General features: G+C 69.6%; 12 protein-coding genes. 5 read left to right on the forward strand and 7 right to left on the reverse strand.

The window, feature by feature from the left end; genetic code table 11:
• From FOY91_RS10645 to FOY91_RS10655, 3 genes are all read left to right on the forward strand, one after another.
• On the forward strand, positions 1-1288 hold a 1288-nt coding region (locus tag FOY91_RS10645), incomplete at its 5' end, for a CaiB/BaiF CoA transferase family protein (RefSeq protein ID WP_145151264.1).
• Between the two features lie 32 nt (positions 1289-1320).
• On the forward strand, positions 1321-2337 hold the full coding sequence (locus FOY91_RS10650) for an LLM class flavin-dependent oxidoreductase (protein WP_238995513.1): 1017 nt from the start codon (positions 1321-1323) through the stop codon (positions 2335-2337).
• A complete protein-coding gene (locus FOY91_RS10655; RefSeq protein WP_238995515.1) occupies positions 2334-2981 on the forward strand; it encodes a nuclear transport factor 2 family protein in 648 nt (215 codons plus the stop codon). Before FOY91_RS10650 ends, FOY91_RS10655 begins: the two co-directional genes overlap by 4 nt.
• Before the next feature lie 29 nt (positions 2982-3010).
• Here FOY91_RS10655 and FOY91_RS10660 read toward each other — a convergent pair whose 3' ends face one another.
• The 7 genes from FOY91_RS10660 to xylB all read right to left on the reverse strand — a co-directional run bounded on the left by FOY91_RS10660 (position 3011) and on the right by xylB (position 14124).
• Positions 3011-3427: a Zn-ribbon domain-containing OB-fold protein gene (locus FOY91_RS10660; RefSeq protein WP_145151267.1), complete on the reverse strand. Its 417-nt coding sequence runs from the start codon at positions 3425-3427 to the stop codon at positions 3011-3013.
• 1 nt (position 3428) lies between these two features.
• Positions 3429-4577: a thiolase family protein gene (locus FOY91_RS10665; protein WP_238995517.1), complete on the reverse strand. Its 1149-nt coding sequence runs from the start codon at positions 4575-4577 to the stop codon at positions 3429-3431.
• Positions 4574-6634: a 3-hydroxyacyl-CoA dehydrogenase NAD-binding domain-containing protein gene (locus tag FOY91_RS10670; RefSeq protein WP_145151270.1), complete on the reverse strand. Its 2061-nt coding sequence runs from the start codon at positions 6632-6634 to the stop codon at positions 4574-4576. Before FOY91_RS10670 ends, FOY91_RS10665 begins: the two co-directional genes overlap by 4 nt.
• A complete protein-coding gene (locus FOY91_RS10675) occupies positions 6621-8729 on the reverse strand; it encodes a PQQ-dependent dehydrogenase, methanol/ethanol family (RefSeq protein ID WP_145151333.1) in 2109 nt (702 codons plus the stop codon). Before FOY91_RS10675 ends, FOY91_RS10670 begins: the two co-directional genes overlap by 14 nt.
• A gap of 44 nt (positions 8730-8773) precedes the next feature.
• Positions 8774-10861, reverse strand: a complete 2088-nt coding sequence (locus tag FOY91_RS10680) for a PQQ-dependent dehydrogenase, methanol/ethanol family (RefSeq protein WP_238995519.1) — start codon at positions 10859-10861, stop codon at positions 8774-8776.
• 495 nt (positions 10862-11356) lie between these two features.
• Complete coding sequence (gene xylA / locus FOY91_RS10685) at positions 11357-12670, reverse strand: xylose isomerase (RefSeq protein WP_145151273.1); 1314 nt, start codon at positions 12668-12670, stop codon at positions 11357-11359.
• 5 nt (positions 12671-12675) lie between these two features.
• Entirely contained in the window at positions 12676-14124 is a 1449-nt protein-coding gene (gene xylB / locus FOY91_RS10690; protein ID WP_145151276.1) for a xylulokinase, read from the reverse strand.
• Positions 14125-14239: 115 nt separating this feature from the next.
• Here xylB and FOY91_RS10695 point away from each other — a divergent pair, with 115 nt between their 5' ends.
• Positions 14240-15310 carry a LacI family DNA-binding transcriptional regulator gene (locus FOY91_RS10695; protein WP_238995521.1) on the forward strand — a complete coding sequence of 357 codons (1071 nt, stop codon included), beginning with the start codon at positions 14240-14242 and terminating at the stop codon, positions 15308-15310.
• A 59-nt stretch (positions 15311-15369) separates the two neighbouring features.
• On the forward strand, positions 15370-16773 hold the full coding sequence (locus FOY91_RS10700) for a sugar porter family MFS transporter (protein ID WP_145151284.1): 1404 nt from the start codon (positions 15370-15372) through the stop codon (positions 16771-16773).
• The last annotated feature ends 3 nt before the right edge of the window (positions 16774-16776 follow it).

The raw sequence follows: 16776 nt of genomic DNA on the forward strand, positions 1-16776 counted from the left end.
CGCCAGGGTGCCCGCCCCGGCCCCCGCGATCGGCGCGGACAACGCCGCGATCACCACCATCTTCGCCGAACCGCGCACGCCGCGAACGATCCCGGCCAAGCCGATCCGCCACGCGCTGGAAGGGCTGCGGGTGCTCGACTTCTCCTCCTTCTTCGCCTGCGGCTACGCCGGGCGGCTGATGTCCGATCTGGGTGCCGACGTCATCAAGATCGAGACGCCGGACGGCGACCAGATGCGCCCGCTGCCGGACGTGTTCGACGCCGCCCAGCGCGGCAAGCGCGGCATCGTGCTCAACCTGAAGTCGCCGGAGGGGCTGGCCGCCGCGAACAGGCTGGTCGAGAGCGCCGACGTGGTCATGCACAACCTGCGCCCCGGCAAGGGCGAGAAGCTGGGCATCGGCTACGAGACGCTCTCGGCGATCAATCCGCGGCTGATCTACGCCTACCTGCCCGGCTACGGTTCCACCGGACCGAAATCGCGGCTGAAAAGCTTCGCCCCGCTCGTCAGCGGCTGGACCGGGCTGCTCTACGAGGGCGGCGGCGAGGGCAATCCGCCGACCCGCGCCGTCTTCGGCAACGAGGATTACAACAACGGCTTCCTCGGGGCGGCCGCCGTGCTGATGGCGCTGGAACAACGCGAACACACCGGGCGCGGCGACTATGTCGAATGCCCGCAGCTCCATTCCAGCCTGTGGACCACCTCCGAGCATTTCCTGAATGCCGACAAGAAGGTGGTGTACGGCCTGCGGCTCGACCGGGCGCAGACCGGCTTCGATGCGCTCGACCGGATCTACCCGACCTCCGACGGCTGGGTGTGCATCTGCTGCCGCGCCGACGATCGCTTCGCCGCACTGGCGACCGCGATCGGCCAGCCGGGCCTGCCCGACGATGCGCGCTTCGCCTCGCCCGCCGCCCGCAGCCGGCATGATGCCGCGCTGGGCGCGATCATCGCCCCGTGGTTCGCCGCGCGATCCTCAACCGAGGCCTTCGCCCTGCTGGATGCGGCCGGCGCCGCCGTCGAGATCGTCCGCGAGACATCATGGGTGAAGGAGACGCTGCTGGCCGACTGGGCCGCGCGGACCGACCGCGTGTTCGAGGACAAGGCATCGATGTACGGCCACATCCGCGAGTTCGGCCTGTTCAACCGGCTGAACGGCACGCCCGGCGTGCGCAAGGGATCGGCCCCGCGTCTGGGCGAGCATACGCGCGAGATCCTTGCCGAGGCGGGCTTCGCCCCGGCCGCCATCGACGATCTCATCGCCCGCCGCATCGCCATCGTCGCGGCCTGATCCGCCTTCGCCCGTCTTCCCGGAGTACGCCTGTGGAACTCAACCTTCGCTACGACATGAACCGGCCGGATTTCGGCGCCCCCCACACCGCCCTCTATCGCGCCGCGATCGACCAGTCAGTCTGGGCGGACGGGCTGGGGTTCAGACAGGTCTACCTGGCCGAGCATCATGGCGCGGAGGGCGGCTATTGCCCGTCCTCGATGGTCCAGGCCGCCTCGATCCTCGGCGCCACGACGCAGATCCTCGTCCACCTGTCCGCGCTGGTCGTGCCGATGCACGATCCGATCCGGCTGGCCGAGGATCTCGCCGTGCTGGACCTGCTGTCCGACGGCCGGCTCGTGCTCACCGCCGGCATGGGCTACCGCCCGCACGAATTCGAGATGTTCGGCAAGGACATGGCCAAGCGCCTCGCGCTCCAGACCGAGGCGCTCGATACCTGCGCGAAGGCATGGAAAGGCGAACCGTTCGAATATCGCGGCCGCACCGTGCGGGTGACGCCGGCCCCGGCCACCCCGGGCGGGCCGAAGATCTACATGGGCGGATCGACGGAGAAGTCCGCGTTGCGCGCCGCGCGCAAGGGCTATCAGTATTTCCCCGGCACGCCGGACCTGTTCGACATCTACAAGGCCGAGCGCGAGGCCTGCGGCTTCCCGCCGCCCGAACAGCTCGTCACGCCGAGCGCGAGTTTCCTCTACGTCAGCGACGATCCCGAGCGGGACTGGCCGGTGCTGGCGCCGCACATCGCCTATGCGTTCAACACCTATGCCGACTGGGCCAAGGAACGCGGCGAGGGCCAGACCCGCTACTCCGCCGCCGAAACCGTCGAGGAGTTGAAGAAGATGCCGAACATCAAGGTCATCACCCCGGCCGAATGCGTGGCCTACGCCAGGGAACTGGGTAACGGCGCGCAGTTGACGTTCCACGCCCTGCTCGGCGGGCTGGACCCGGAGATATCGTGGCGCGGGCTGCGCCTGTTCGAGCGTGAGGTGCTGCCGCACCTGATCGCCGCCGGCCTGGCCGAAGGCCCGCGCCGGGCGGTGGCGGCATGAGCGCGCCCGAGAACGCGCCGGAAGGCATGCGCCGTCGCGCGCTCTGGGCCGTGGCCGCGCTGCCGATCGGCCTCGCCGCCGCCGCCGCCGCGAAGGCGCCTGCCCGGCCAGCCGGTGAGGATCTCGCCAGCCGGCTCGACCGGCTCGAAGCGAAGGAGGCGGTCGCCCGCGTCCTGAACGACTATGCCCGCGCCAACGATCGCGTCGACGAGGCGCTGCTGCGATCCTGCTTCTGGCCGGAATCGCGCCATCACCACGGCGGCTTCGACGGCGCGTCCAGCGACTTCATCGGTTTCGCCATGAAGATCCTGCGCGCCGTGAAATATACCGCGCACCACATCTCCAATATCGCGGTGGACGTGAAGGGCGACCGCGCGTTCAGCGAATGCTATTATTTCGCGCATCACCGCCGCGACGCGAAGACCGGCGGCGGCGAGGAGGATGCCTTCTTCGAGGGCCGCTACATCGACCGGCTGGAGCGGCGCGGTGGCGTCTGGAAGATCATCCAGCGCCGTGGCCTGTCCGACTACAGCGTCGTATCGCCGGCCGCCACGCCGATCGCCTCCTGGCCGGCCGGCCAGCACAGCGGCCGCTTCCCCGACGACGACTATTACGCGATGCGCCGCGCCTTCGAGGCGGGCTGAGCGAGCGGGCGCACGGCATGCCGCGCCGCTCACCCGATCGGCGCGAACCCCGCCACGACATGATCGCCCGCCTGCACCGGGCTGAGCCGTACCCGCATTCCGCAGGCGGCCGACACGTCGTCGCCCGCCACGAACAGCCCGGGCACGCGGCAGCCGGGGGCGTCGTCCGGCTCGAACAGCACCACGGTGAACGGCACCTCGGCGCGATGATCGCCCGGCAGCAGGCTGCGCTCCACCCGCGTGAAGCTGTACACCGTGCCCTCGTCGCTCGCCCTGCGCCATACCAGTGTCGCCGCAGGACGACCCGGCATCATCTCGGGCGGATACCAGGCCCACTGGCCGGTTTCGCTGTCGGCCGTCAGCCGCAGTTCGCCTGCCGCCAGCCCCTCGTAGAACGGCCTGAGCAGGTCGCTGTCGAACCGGGGTGGGTGGATCGGGATGCCCATGTCAGTGCCTCGCCAGGATGGTGGTGGCGTGCGAATTGCCGCCGAGGCCGGTGACGGCGCACAGCCGCGCATCGGGCACCTGCGCCGCGCCCCGCCCCCCGCGCAACTGCCGCACGCCTTCGATCAGCAGGGTGATGCCGGGCAGGTAGCCGCCCGACATGTGCCCGCCGCTGGTGTTCACCGGCATCCGCCCGCCGGGCATCGCGGCGCCGCTGTGGAAGAAGCGACCGCCCTCCCCCTCGCCGCACAGGCCGAGCTGTTCGGCCTGCACCAGCGCGGAGATGCTGAACCCGTCGTAGATCTGCGCCAGATCGAGGTCGCCCGCCCCCACCCCCGCCATGGCGAAGGCGGCGGCGGCGGATTCGCGGCCGGGAAAGTCGAAGATCGAGGGCGCCTGCGTGAACATCATCGCATGCGGCCAGCGCGTCGTGCCGAGGCCGAGACCCTCCACCGCCACCACCGGATGCGGCGCATCGCGCGCGACATCGGCGGCGCTCACCACATAGGCCGCGCCGGCATCGGTCATCAGGCAGCAGTCCGCCACGCGGAACGGCGCGGAGATCATCGGGCTTTTGCGATAGCCCGCCAGATCCATCGGCTCGCGCTTCTGCGCCGAGGGGGTCAGCTCGGCCCACTTGCGAAAGGGGATCGAAACCGACGCCAGTTCCTCCTCGCTCAGGCCATGTTCGTAGGCGTAGCGATTGGCCATCGTCGCGAAATAGGAGGGCTGGCCGAAATAGCCGACCGGCATCTCCAGATCGGCCTTCAGCGGCTCGCGCGAATGGAAGCCGTAGGGGCCGCCCGGCCGCGTCGCCTGAAAGCCGTAGGGCACCAGCACGTGCCGGCACAGCCCCGCCTCGATCGCCAGGTGCGCCAGCGTGAGCGCCGAGCCGGTCGGCCCGGTGCCGCCCACCGTGTCGGTGATCGCGCTGAACGGTCGCCGGTCGATCCCCAGCGCGAAGCCGATTTCGTCGGCCGAGTGGCTGTTGCGGTTGACGACGAAGCCGTCGATATCCGCCGGCTTCAGCCCGGCATCGGCGATCGCGCCGAGCGAGGCCTCCACCGTCATCTCCAGCAACGATTTCGGTCTGGCACGGACGAACGGCGTCTCGCCCACGCCGGTGATCGCGATGCGGCCTGCCTGCATCATGCGTCCGCGAAGCCCTTGCCCGATCCGACCAGCCGTTCGATCAGCGGCGAGGGGACGAACACGTCGCCGTGCGCCGCCGCCAGCGCATTCAGCTTCTCCAGCACCACCGGCAGCCCGACCTGATCGGCCCAGAACATCGGCCCGCCGCGATAGGGCGGCCAGCCGTAACCGTTGATCCACACCGTATCGATATCGGACGCGCGCTGGGCGATACCCTCGTCGAGGATCTTCGCGCCCTCGTTCACCATCGCAAGCAGGCAGCGGTCGCGGATCTCGTCGTCGGACACCGCGCGCCGCTCGATCCCCTGCTCCGCCGAGAAATCGAACACGGCCCGTTCGGCGACGGGCGAAGGCGTGGCGGTGCGCTTCTCGTCGTAATCGTAATAGCCGCCGCCGGTCTTCTGGCCGTGGCGGCCCATCTCGTTCAGCACCTCGCGCACGGTGGCACCTGTCGATGCCTCCCGCTTCCAGCCCACATCCAGCCCGACCAGATCGCGCATCGCGAACGGCCCCATGGCAAAGCCGAAGCCGGCGATCACGCGATCGACGTCCCACGGCATCGCGCCCTCGTTCACCACCGCCTCGGCCTGCGCGTGGCGCGCGGCGAGCATGCGGTTGCCGACGAAGCCGAAGCAGTTGCCGACGACGACGCCGACCTTGCCGATGGTCCGCGCCAGCGCCACCGCCGTCGCCAGCACCGCCGGGTCGGTCTTGTCCGCGTTCACGATCTCCAGGAGCCGCATCACGTTGGCGGGCGAGAAGAAGTGCAGGCCGAGCACGCTTTCCGGCCGCCCGGTCACCGCCGCGATCGCATCCACATCGAGATAGGAGGTGTTCGTCGCCAGGATCGCGCCCGGTTTCGCCACGGCATCCAGCCGGCGGAACAGGTCCTGCTTCACGTCCATCTGCTCGAACACGGCCTCGATCACGAGATCGCAGTCGTCCAGATCGTCGAGCGCCAGCGAGCCGGTGAGGCAGGCCATGCGCTGCTCGACCTGATCGGCGGTCAGCTTGCCCTTCTTCGCGCTGTTCTCGTAATTGCGGCGGATGATGCCGAGACCGCGATCGAGCGCCTCCTGCCTCGTCTCCACGATCGTGACGGGCAGGCCCACGTTGGCGAAGTTCATCGCGATGCCGCCGCCCATCGTACCCGCGCCGATCACCCCGACCCGGTTTACCGGCAGGGTCGCAATGCCCTTCGGCAGCGCATCCACCCTTGCCGCCTGCCGCTCGGCGAAGAAGACATGGCGCAACGCGGCCGACTGCGGCCCGTCGAGCAATTCGCGGAACAGGTCGCGCTCGTTCGTCAGCCCCTCCTCGAACGACAGGGGGATGGCCTGCTCTACCGACCGGATGATGTTCTCCGGCGCCGTCAGGCCGCGAAACCGGCGGGCGTGCGTCGCGCGGAACGCATCGAACAGGCCCGGTTCGGCGGTGAGCGGGCGATCGCGCACCTTTTCCAGCGGTTCGCCGGCAGCGGCCACCGCGCGCGCGAAGGCGACGGCGTCCTCGCGCAGCGCCCCTTCCGCCGCCAGCCGGTCGAACAGGCCGATCCGTTCCGCCTCGTCCGCGCCGATTGGCTCGCCGCTCGTCATCATCTCCAGCGCGCGCTCCGCCCCCACCACGCGCGGCAGGCGCTGCGTGCCGCCCGCGCCGGGCATCAGGCCCAGCTTCACTTCGGGCAGGCCGCATTTGGCCGAAGGCACCGCGATGCGGCGATGCGCCACCAGCGCCAGTTCCAGCCCGCCGCCCAGCGCCGTGCCGTGCATCGCGGCGATCACCGGCTTCGGCGCATCCTCCACGATCCGCTGCAATGCGCGCAGATCGGGCTGGATCGGCGGCTTGCCCAGTTCGGTGATGTCGGCCCCGGCGAAGAAGGTGCGGCCCGCGCACATCAGCACGATCGCCGCGACCGTATCGTCGGCATATGCCTTCGCCATCGCCTCGGCGACGCCCGTGCGCACGGTGGCGGACAGCGCGTTGACCGGCGGCGAATCGATGGTGACGATGGCGATGGCCCCGTCGCGATCGAGCGTGGTCACGTCATTGATCTGCATGCAGTCTCCTTGCCTCCTGCGCGATGCGCGCCGCCGCCTGCGGCGATCCGCCAGCGGCCAGCGCGGTGCGGGCCTGCTGCCGGATATAATGTTGCAACCCGGCGATCTCGGCGGGGCTGAGGTCCTCGAACCGGGGCATCCCGCGCTCGACCAGCAGGCCATCGTGCAGCACGCTGGTGAACGCCTCCAGGTTCAGCGGCGCGCCGGCCCGACGCAGGTCCGGTGCCGCCCCGCCGGAATTGCCCGCCGGCCCGTGGCAGATCGCGCAATGCGCCGCGAAGAGGCCCTTGCCTGCCGCCGCCAGCGCCGGATCGACGCGGAAGGCAGGATCGTCGGCGATGGGCGTCACCGGCGCGGGCGGCGGCAGCACTGCCTTGCCGCCGAGCGAGAAGGTAAGCACCCGCCGGCGCGTGGTGTAATAGTCATATTCGGGCACGCGCCCGCTCGGCCCCATCGCCCGCCAGCTCGCCATCACGGTGAGGTACTGGCGGTTGCCGGCCATGTAGGTGATCGGCTGGGCCTGCACCCCGTTCTGCGTATCGAACCGCCACAGCGGCTTGCCGGTACGCGCGGCAAACGCGGTCAGCTGCCCGTTCGCCTGCCCCTGAAAGATCAGATCGCCACCAGTCGCCGTGATGCCGCCGGTCCGCTGGCCGGTCTGCGGCACGCGCCACGCCGCCTTCTGCGCCACCGGATCCCAGGCGAGCAGCGCGCTTTTGCCCGGCGGCAGCACCATGCCGGGCGGGGCCGCACCGATGCCGTTGTTGATGACCTGCCCCGGCTTGAAGCCCCAGGCCGGCAGGTCGGGTGCATCCAGATAGACGCGCGCCTGATCGTTGGCCGGGATGTAGGCGAGCCGGGTGCGCGGGCTGTACGCCATCGCCTCGGCCGAATGCGCGCCCACGGGCGAGGGAAAGATCACCACCGGCTTGCCACCGGGGAAGCGCGCCCAAGGCGTCTCCACCGGCCGGCCGCTTGCCGTGTCGATCCGCGTCGCCCAGTTCACCGGCACGAATTTCTCGGCCGAGATCAGCTTCCCGGTCAGCCGGTCGATCACATAGAAGAAGCCGTTCTTCGGCGCGTGCAGGATCACCGATCGCATCCGCCCGCCGATGTCCAGCTCGGCCAGCTCGATGTCCATCGCGGCGTTGTAATCCCACGTCTCGCCGGGATTGACCTGATAGTGCCAGATGTAGCGCCCGGTCTTCGCGTCGAGCGCGATGATCGCGCACAGGAACAGGTTGTCGCCGCCGCCGGGGCTGCGGATCTTGCGGTTCCACGGCGTGCCGTTGCCGGTGCCAATGTAGATGCGGTCGAGCTTGGCATCATAGGCCATCGCGTTCCACACCGTGCCGCCGCCGCCCCAGCGCCACGATCCCTTGTCCCACGTCTTCGCCGCCATCGCCATGACGGGATCGGAGGCGGCATGATCGGGTTTCGCCGGATCGCCGGGCACGGTGTAGAAACGCCACGCCTCCTTGCCGCTGGCGATATCATAGGCGGTCACGCGCCCGCGCACCGGGCCGAAATCGCCGCCGCCGAAGCCGATCACCACCTTGTTGCCGGCGATCCACGGCGCCCCGGTGATATAGGCGGCGTCGCCCGGGTCGATTGTCTGCACGCTCCACGCCAGTGCGCCGGTTTTCGCATCGAGCGCGATCAGCCGGCCGTCGATCGTGCCGGTGAAGATCCGCCCCTGCGCATAGGCGATGCCACGGATGCCCCACGCGGAGCGCATCTTGCGGCCCGCGCGCTGCGGCGCCTGCGGGTCGTAGCGCCACAACAGCTTGCCGGTCGCAGCGTCGACCGCGTGGATCACGCTGTAGCCGACCGCGAAGTAGACCACCCCGTCCACCGCCACCGGCGCGCTGGCGGCGTTGGGGCCACCGTCGATATCGTGGGACCAAACGAGGCCCAGCCGGCCGACGTTGCCCTCGTCGATCTGGTCGAGCGGGCTGTAATGCTGTTCGGCCGGGCCGCCGAAACCGGCCCAGTCGCGGCCCGGCACGGGCAGCGCGCCCGCCGGGGGCGACGACCCCGCGGCGAACGCGGCGATCGCCGCCGCGCCGGCGAGCACCGCCACGCCCAGCCGCAGCTGCGCCCGCTCGGCGCGCGTCGTCGTCACGCCGGCCCCGTCGCTCACTTCGGTGCGGCCGCCGGGTTGGGCTTGCTCGCCGGGCCGGTCTCTCGCGCGCGCTGGCGGATGAAGTGGCGCAAGCCCTCCAGCTCGGCGGTCGTCAGATTGTCGAACCGGCCCATCCCGCGCTCCATCAACGCGCCCTCGTGGACGACCTGATAGAAGGCGTCGGCATCCATCGGCGTCGGCGCCTTGCGAAGATCCGGCGCGGCACCGCCCGCGATCATGCCGGCGCCGTGACAGATCACGCAGCTCTGCCCGTAGATACCCGCGCCCACCTTCGCCTTTGCCGCATCGATCACGAAGGCCGGATCGTCGAGGATCGGCTGGTCCACCGGCTCCACCGGCGGCAGCGCCGCCTTGCCGTCCAGCACGAACGTCAGCACCCGCCGCTTCTGCTCGCGATAATCCCAGTTGGGCGTGTTGGCGAAGCTGGAGCGGAAGCCGGTGATGACGGTGACATATTGCCGGCCGCCGGCGGAATAGGTGATCGCGTTGCCGAGGATGCCGTTCTGCGCGTCGAACGACCACAATTGCTTGCCACTGTCCGCCGCGAAGGCGACGAACCTGCCGGTGTTCAGCCCCTGGAACACCAGATTGCCGGCGGTGGTGATCGTGCCGCCGTTGAGGATGCCGTTCTGCGGCAGCTTCCACGCCACCTTCTGCTTCCCCGGATCATAGGCGACGAGATTGCTGCCGGGCGGCGCCACCGTCATCCCCGCCGGCACCGCGCCCAGCCCGGTGTTGACGAACATGCCCGGCTTGTACGTCCAGCCGGCCACGTTCGCCGGATCGGTCACGACGCGCTGCTGCTCGATCTGGGGGATATAGACGAGGCCGGTCTTGCGGTTGAACGACATCGTTTCCACCGCATGCGCGCCCGTCGGCGAAGGGTACATCACGAAGGCCGTGCCGGTCGGATAACGCGCGGCGGGGTTCTCGATCGGGCGGCCGGTCTTCATGTCGATGCCGCTCGCCCAGTTGGCGGGGGCGAAGTTGCCGGGCGTGTTCACCAGCTTCCCCGTCGCCCGGTCGATCACGTAGAAAAAGCCGTTCTTCGGCGCATGCAGGATCACGTCGCGCGGGCGCCCGTCGATCGACAGGGTCGCCAGCTGGATATCCATCGCGTCGTTGTAATCCCACGTGTCGGCGGGATTGATCTGATAGTGCCACGCATATTTGCCGGTCTTGCGGTCGACCGCCACGATCGAGGCGAGGAACAAATTGTCGCCGCCGCCGGGGCTGCGGATCTTCTGGTTCCACGGGAAGCCGTTGCCGGTGCCGAAAATGACGCGATCGTATTTCGCATCATAGGCCATCGCGTGCCACACGTTGCCGCCGCCGCCGACCTTCCACCATTCGCCGGTCCATGTCTTGGCGGCCATCGGCATCACGCTGTCGGAGGCGGCACCGTCCGGCCCCTTCGCCGGGTCGCCGGGCACGGTGTAGAAGCGCCACGCCTGCTTGCCGCTGGCGATGTCGTAGGCGGTCACGTAGCCGCGCACCGGGCCATAATCGCCGCCACCGAAGCCGATCAGCACCTTGTCGCCGGCCACCCACGGCGGCCCGGTGATATAGGCGTCGTCCTTCGGATCGATCGTCATCGCCGACCACAGGCTGCGCCCGGTCTTCGCATCGAGCGCGATCAGCCGCCCGTCGCGGGTGGCGGTGAAGATGCGGCCCGCCGAATACGCGATGCCGCGCGTGCCCCAGCCGGCGCGCATCTTGTGCCCGACGACCTTCGCCACCTCGGGATCATATTGCCAGAGCTGCTTGCCGGTCACCGCATCCATCGCGGTGACGACGCTGTTGCCGACGGCGAAGTAGAGTACGCCCCCCACCGCGAGCGGGGCGGTGAAGCTGTCGAACGTGTCGAGATCGGCCGACCACGCCAGGCCGAGGCGAGAGACGTTGCCCGCGTCGATCTGGACGAGCGGGCTGTAGTGATCCTCGCTGCCGTCACGCCCGTAGGCGCTCCAGTCCGCACCCTCGACCGCGGGCGCGCGACTGGCGGCGACGGCGCCGGCCATGGCCACGACGGCGGCCATGCCGCCAAACGCCAGACCGGCCTTCCGGATCGCTCGTCCCATCACTATCCACCTCTCCTATTTTCTACACTGTGGTGCAGAATCTAGGGGGTTGTCAACCGAGCGTCGGAACATGGATCGCATGGCCCGAACCGGCCCTTGCCGGTCGCGGTTCGATGGTGGCACGGGGATCGGGGAGTGACGACACCCCTTGTGTCAATCTCCCCCCCTGCCGTCCGGTCGAGCGGACGGCGCGAGTTGACTCGGACAGGACAAGCGCAGCTTGACGCGCGAATGCCGGACTAGGGTGTGCCCCCCGGTCGCCGCGCACCCGCGCGAGGGATCACGACGTGCTGCCGGCCGCCCCGCTGTTCGCGAGCCCGCGACCGGAATCGCCTGACCTCGCCTGATCGCGCGACGGCCCGCACGGCACGCGATGCCCCGATCTGGTGGATGCCCGGCCTCTTGGACCACCCATTGCCTGCGCCCGGGCGGCGGCGGACGCATTACACCGCCCGCCTTCAGCGGCCGGCGATGAGCGCCCCAGTCTCAACGTCCTCAAAAGCGGTTGACGAGGTTCTCCAGCCATTCCTGACGGCCGGACTGCCGCTGCGGCGCGAGATCGCGCTCGACGGCCAGATCGGCGATCGTGGCGAGCGACGCGTCGGCGGCGTGGACAGCCTGCCCCAGTCCCTCGTTCCAGCCTGCGTAGCGCTGGGCGCGAAAGCCGTCGAGACGGCCATCGGCGATGATCGCCTCGGCCTTGACCAACGCGTGCGCGATCGTGTCGATGCCGCCGATATGGCCGTGGAACAGGTCCGCCGCGTCGACGCTCTGCCGGCGCACCTTGGCATCGAAGTTGAAGCCGCCCGTCGTGAAGCCGCCGGCACGCACGATCTCCAGCATCGCCAGCGTCAATTCCTCGACCGAGTTGGGGAATTGGTCGGTGTCCCAGCCGTTCTGGTGGTCGCCGCGATTGGCGTCGATCGACCCGAAGATGCCGAGCGCGCGCGCCATCGCGATCTCGTGCTCGAACGTATGGCCCGAAAGCGTCGCGTGGTTGGCCTCGATGTTGACCTTGACCTCGTTCTCCAGACCGAAGCGCTTGAGGAAGCCGTACACCGTCTGCGTATCGAAATCATACTGGTGCTTGGTCGGCTCGTGCGGCTTGGGTTCGATCAGGATCGCGCCCTTGAAGCCGATCCTGTGCTTGTGCGCGACGACCAGCGACAGGAAGCGGCCGAAATTCTCCTGCTCGATGCCGACATCGGTGTTGAGGATCGTGTCGTAACCCTCGCGTCCGCCCCACAGCACGTAGTTCTGCCCGCCCAGGCGATGCGTCGCCTCCAGCGCATCGCGCACCTGCGACGCGGCCCAGGCGAATACCTCCGGGTCGGGATTGGTCGCGGCGCCCGCCATGTAGCGCGGATGGCTGAACAGGTTCGCCGTGCCCCACAACAGCTTGCGGCCATGCTGCGCCTGCAACGCCTCGAGATGATCGACCGCCTCGGCGAAGCTGCGACGGAAGGATGCGATGTCGCCGGCATCGGCCATGACGTCGACATCGTGGAAGCAGTAATAAGGCACGTCGAGCTTTTCGACGAAAGCGAGCGCCGCCTCGCGCTTGGCCTTCGCCGCCGGGGCATCGTTGGGGCCGGCCTGCCACGGGCGGCTGAACGTGCCGCCGCCGAAAACGTCGCTGCCCGGCCAGCAGAAGGTGTGCCAGAAGCAGACTGCGACACGGAGATATTCCTCCATCGTCTTGCCGAAGACGACGCGGTCCTTGTCGTACCAGCGGTAGGCGAAATCGTTCGCGCTGTCGGGGCCTTCGTAGCGGACGGTGTCGAACGGCGCGAAATAGTCGGCGGACATGGGCTTCACTCCTGGATCTGGCGAACGAGCGGATAGGCCGCGCGAAAGCGCGCGAGCTTGGGGGCGAGCCGGTCGGCAAGGCCGGCGTCGGGTTCGATGACGTGGCGGACCGGCGGGCGGATGCAGACTTCCGCCCGGTCGGCGCCGGTCACCGCGATCTGCGCGAGGCGGGCGGCACCCAGCGCCGGCCCGACCTCGCCACCGTCGAGATAGACCAGCGGCACGCCCAGCACGGCGGCGATGATCCGGCCCCAATAGGCCGATCGCGCGCCCCCGCCGATCACCGACAGCGACGCGACCCGGCTGCCCGCCTCGCGCAGCGCATCGAGCCCGTCGGCATGCGCGAAGGCGACGCCTTCCAGCACGGCGGCGGCGATGCGGCCGGGATCGGTATCGTTGCCCAGCCCCAAGAAGGCGCCACGCACGTGCGGATCGTTATGCGGCGTCCGCTCGCCCGAGAGATAAGGCAGGAAAAGCTCCGGCCCCGCCGCCGGGCCTGCCGCTTCCGCCAGCGCGAACAGCGCCCCCGGGCCATCCACGCCCGTCAGCCGCGCGGCCCAGTCGATGCAGGCAGCGGCGGAGAGATGGACGCTCATCTGGTGCCACATGCCCGGCAGGCAATGGCAGAAGGCATGCACCGCGCGCGCCGGGTTGGGGCGGAAACCGGCGGTGGCGACGAAGATCACCCCGGACGTGCCGAGCGACAGCAGCGCGTCTCCGTCGCCGATCACGCCGATGCCGGCCGCCCCCGCCGCATTGTCGCCGCCGCCGGCCGCGACCGGCACCGCCGCCATGCCCCAGCGTGCCGCGATCGCGGGCCGCAGCAAGCCGGTGGCCTGCGTGCCTTCGTACAGGGCCGGCATCTGCGTTTCGTCCAGGCCGGAAGCCGCGAGCATGGCCGGGCTCCAGCGGCGGCCGGCGACGTCCAGCCACAGCGTGCCGGCGCTGTCGGACATGTCCGATGCCTTGTCGCCGGTCATGCACAGCCGCACGTAATCCTTCGGCAGCAGCACGCTGCGCACCCACGCGAAAACCCCGGGTTCGTGGCGGCGTACCCACAGCAGCTTCGGCGCGGTGAAGCCCGGCATGGCGATGTTGCCGGTGATCGCGCGCGTATCGGGCCCGGCCACTTCCAGTTCGACACATTCGGCGAAACTGCGACCGTCGTTCCACAGGATCGCGGGGCGCAGCGGCCGGTCGTCCGCCCCGAGCAGGGTGGCGCCGTGCATCTGCCCGGCAAGGCCGATCCCGCGAACGGCGGCGCGCAAGCCCGCATCGAGCGACAGGATGGCGGCCTCGGTCGCCACCCACCAGTCGTCGGCATCCTGTTCCGACCACAAGGGCGCCGGCCGCTTCACGCCCAGCGGCGCGGTGGCCTGCCCCAGGACCGCGCCTGTCTCAGACACGATCACGGCCTTCACGCCCGACGTGCCGACGTCGATCCCCAGAAACACGCGTCGCTCTCCTCGCTTATGTCGTCGAGGTAGCGCTACCACGAGCAGGCGGGCAAGCCTTTTCGTGCCGGCCGACCGGCTTGTGAGCGCCGCGCATGCGCTCTACGCGGGACCGATGGGAACGACGGAGAACATGCGGGGCCGCCGGCCCCGCCTGGGCGCGCGCGGACCGACCGTGGCGGACGTCGCCCGGCTGGCCGGGGTGTCGCCGATGACCGTGTCTCGCGTCATCAACACCGAAACCAGCGTTCTGCCCGCCACGCGCGACAAAGTGCGGACGGCGATCGCGACGCTCGGCTATGTCCCCAATCTGGCGGCGCGCAGCCTCGCCGGTGGCCAGCAGTGCCGGATCGCCCTGCTCCACGCGAACCCGAGCGCGGCCTATCTGAGCGAATTCCTGATGGGCAGCCTGGCGCAGGCGAGCCTGATCGACGCCCAGTTGATCGTCGAGCAATGCGACCCGCTCGAGCCGTATCAGGCGCTGGTCGGCCGCCTGTCCGGCCACCGGGTCGACGCGGTGCTGCTGCCGCCGCCGCTGTGCGACGATCCCGCCCTGCTGGCCGCGCTCGAGGCGGCAGGCCTGCCGGTCGCGCAGATCGCGACCGGGCGTCCGGCAGCGTTCGCCCATGCGCTGACGATCGACGACGAGGAGGCCGCGCACCGGATGACCACGCACCTGATCGGGCGGGGCCATCGCCGGATCGGCTTCATCACCGGCGCCGCCAACCAGACGGTGAGCGCCGCGCGGCGGGCGGGCTACGATCGCGCGCTGGCGGACGCCGGCCTGCCGCACGATCCGCGCCTCGTCGCACAGGGCGATTTTACCTATCGCTCGGGACTTCTTGCGGCGACCGCGCTGCTCGCCTGCGTGCCGCGTCCGACCGCCATCTTCGCGAGCAACGACGACATGGCCGCCGCCGCCGTCGCGGTCGCGCATCGCGGTCATCTCGACGTGCCGGCCGACCTGTCGGTATGCGGTTTCGACGACAGCGCGATGTCCCGCACGATCTGGCCGGAGATCACCACCGTCCACCAGCCGATCGCCGATATGGCGCGACAGGCCACGGCCCTGCTGGCCGGCACGGTGCGCGAGCGCAGCGCCGCGCGAGAGGCCAGCGTCCGCCATGTCAGGGTGGCCTTCACGATCAGGCACCGGGCCTCCGACGGCCCGCCCCCGCTCGATTGACTTCGCGGGAAGTGTCGTCATGGTAGCGCTCACAAAGAAGAATCGATGGCGGGGATGACATGGCCGACAATACCGGCGAACGGGGGAACCTGACGTTCATTTGCCTGATCGTGGCGGTGGCGACGATCGGCGGATTCATGTTCGGCTATGACTCCGGCGCGATCAACGGCACGCAGGAAGGACTGCGGCAGACCTTCGGCCTGACCGAAGGCCAGCTGGGGCTGACCGTCAGCGCGCTGTTGCCGGGGTGCGCGCTCGGCGCATTCCTGGCCGGGCGCTTCGCCGACATCTTCGGCCGCCGCAAGGTGATGATGGTCGCCGCCCTGCTGTTCATCGTCAGCGCGCTCGCCTCGGGCGCGGCGCATTCCGCGTTGATCCTCGCCCTTGCCCGCTTCTTCGCCGGCGCGGCGGTCGGTGCCGCCAGCGTCTTGTCGCCCGCCTATATCAGCGAGGTCACGCCGGCGCATATCCGTGGCCGCCTGTCGAGCGCCCAGCAGGTGATGATCATCTCCGGCCTCACCGGCGCGTTCGTCGCGAACTATTATCTCGCGCAGGCGGCGGGGTCGTCGCTCGGTGCCTTCTGGGGCGGCCATGCGGCATGGCGCTGGATGTTCTGGGTTCAGGCCCTGCCCGCCCTGCTGTTCCTGCTGGCGTTGCTGGCGATTCCGGAAAGTCCGCGCTTCCTGGTCGCCAAAGGGCGGGATGACGAAGCCGAGCAGGTGCTGACCCGCCTGCTGGGCGCCGGTGTCGCGCGGGCCAAGCTCGCCGAGATCAAGACGACGCTGGCGACCGACCACGCCCCGAGCCTGGCGGACATCCGCAAGCCCGGCGGCGGCTGGCGGCCGATCGTGTGGGTGGGCATCGGGCTTGCCGTGTTCCAACAGCTCGTCGGCATCAACATCGTGTTCTATTACGGCGCGGTGCTGTGGCAGGCGGTCGGCTTCAGCGAGGCGGACGCGCTCAAGATCAACATCCTGTCGGGTGCGGTGTCGATCCTCGCCTGCATCGTATCGATCCTGCTGATCGACCGCATTGGTCGCAAGCCGCTGTTGCTGATCGGCTCTGCGGGCATGGCCGTCACGCTCGGCACCCTCTCCTGGTGCTTCGCCCAGGGCAGCTTCGAGGGCGGCCACCTGATCCTGCCCGCCGGCGTCGGCACCACCGCGCTCTATGCCGCGAACGCCTATGTCGTGTTCTTCAACCTCAGCTGGGGCCCGGTGATGTGGGTGATGCTGGGCGAGATGTTCCCCAACCAGATGCGCGGCTCGGCGCTGGCCATCGCCGGGGCCGCGCAGTGGCTGGCGAATTTCGCGGTCAGCTCCAGCTTCCCGTGGCTGTCGCAGAATGTCGGGCTGCCGGTGACCTATGCCGCCTATACCATCTTCGCGCTGCTCTCGTTCTTCTTCGTGCGATCCTTCGTGCGCGAAACCAAGGGCGTGGAACTCGAAGCGATGCAGGGCTGACGA

The sequence above is a fragment of the Alterirhizorhabdus solaris genome, from assembly GCF_007785815.1.
Taxonomy (GTDB): Bacteria; Pseudomonadota; Alphaproteobacteria; order Sphingomonadales; family Sphingomonadaceae; genus Alterirhizorhabdus; species Alterirhizorhabdus solaris.

Excerpts from the sequence above, each read along its gene's own strand:
- FOY91_RS10655 (WP_238995515.1), top strand. The coding sequence starts at position 2,334 with ATGAGCGCGCCCGAGAACGCGCCGGAAGGCATGCGCCGTCGCGCGCTC.
- FOY91_RS10660 (WP_145151267.1), bottom strand. The coding sequence starts at position 3,427 with ATGGGCATCCCGATCCACCCACCCCGGTTCGACAGCGACCTGCTCAGG.
- FOY91_RS10665 (WP_238995517.1), bottom strand. The coding sequence starts at position 4,577 with ATGATGCAGGCAGGCCGCATCGCGATCACCGGCGTGGGCGAGACGCCG.
- FOY91_RS10670 (WP_145151270.1), bottom strand. The coding sequence starts at position 6,634 with ATGCAGATCAATGACGTGACCACGCTCGATCGCGACGGGGCCATCGCC.
- FOY91_RS10680 (WP_238995519.1), bottom strand. The coding sequence starts at position 10,861 with ATGGGACGAGCGATCCGGAAGGCCGGTCTGGCGTTTGGCGGCATGGCC.
- xylA (WP_145151273.1), bottom strand. The coding sequence starts at position 12,670 with ATGTCCGCCGACTATTTCGCGCCGTTCGACACCGTCCGCTACGAAGGC.
- FOY91_RS10695 (WP_238995521.1), top strand. The coding sequence starts at position 14,240 with ATGGGAACGACGGAGAACATGCGGGGCCGCCGGCCCCGCCTGGGCGCG.
- FOY91_RS10700 (WP_145151284.1), top strand. The coding sequence starts at position 15,370 with ATGGCCGACAATACCGGCGAACGGGGGAACCTGACGTTCATTTGCCTG.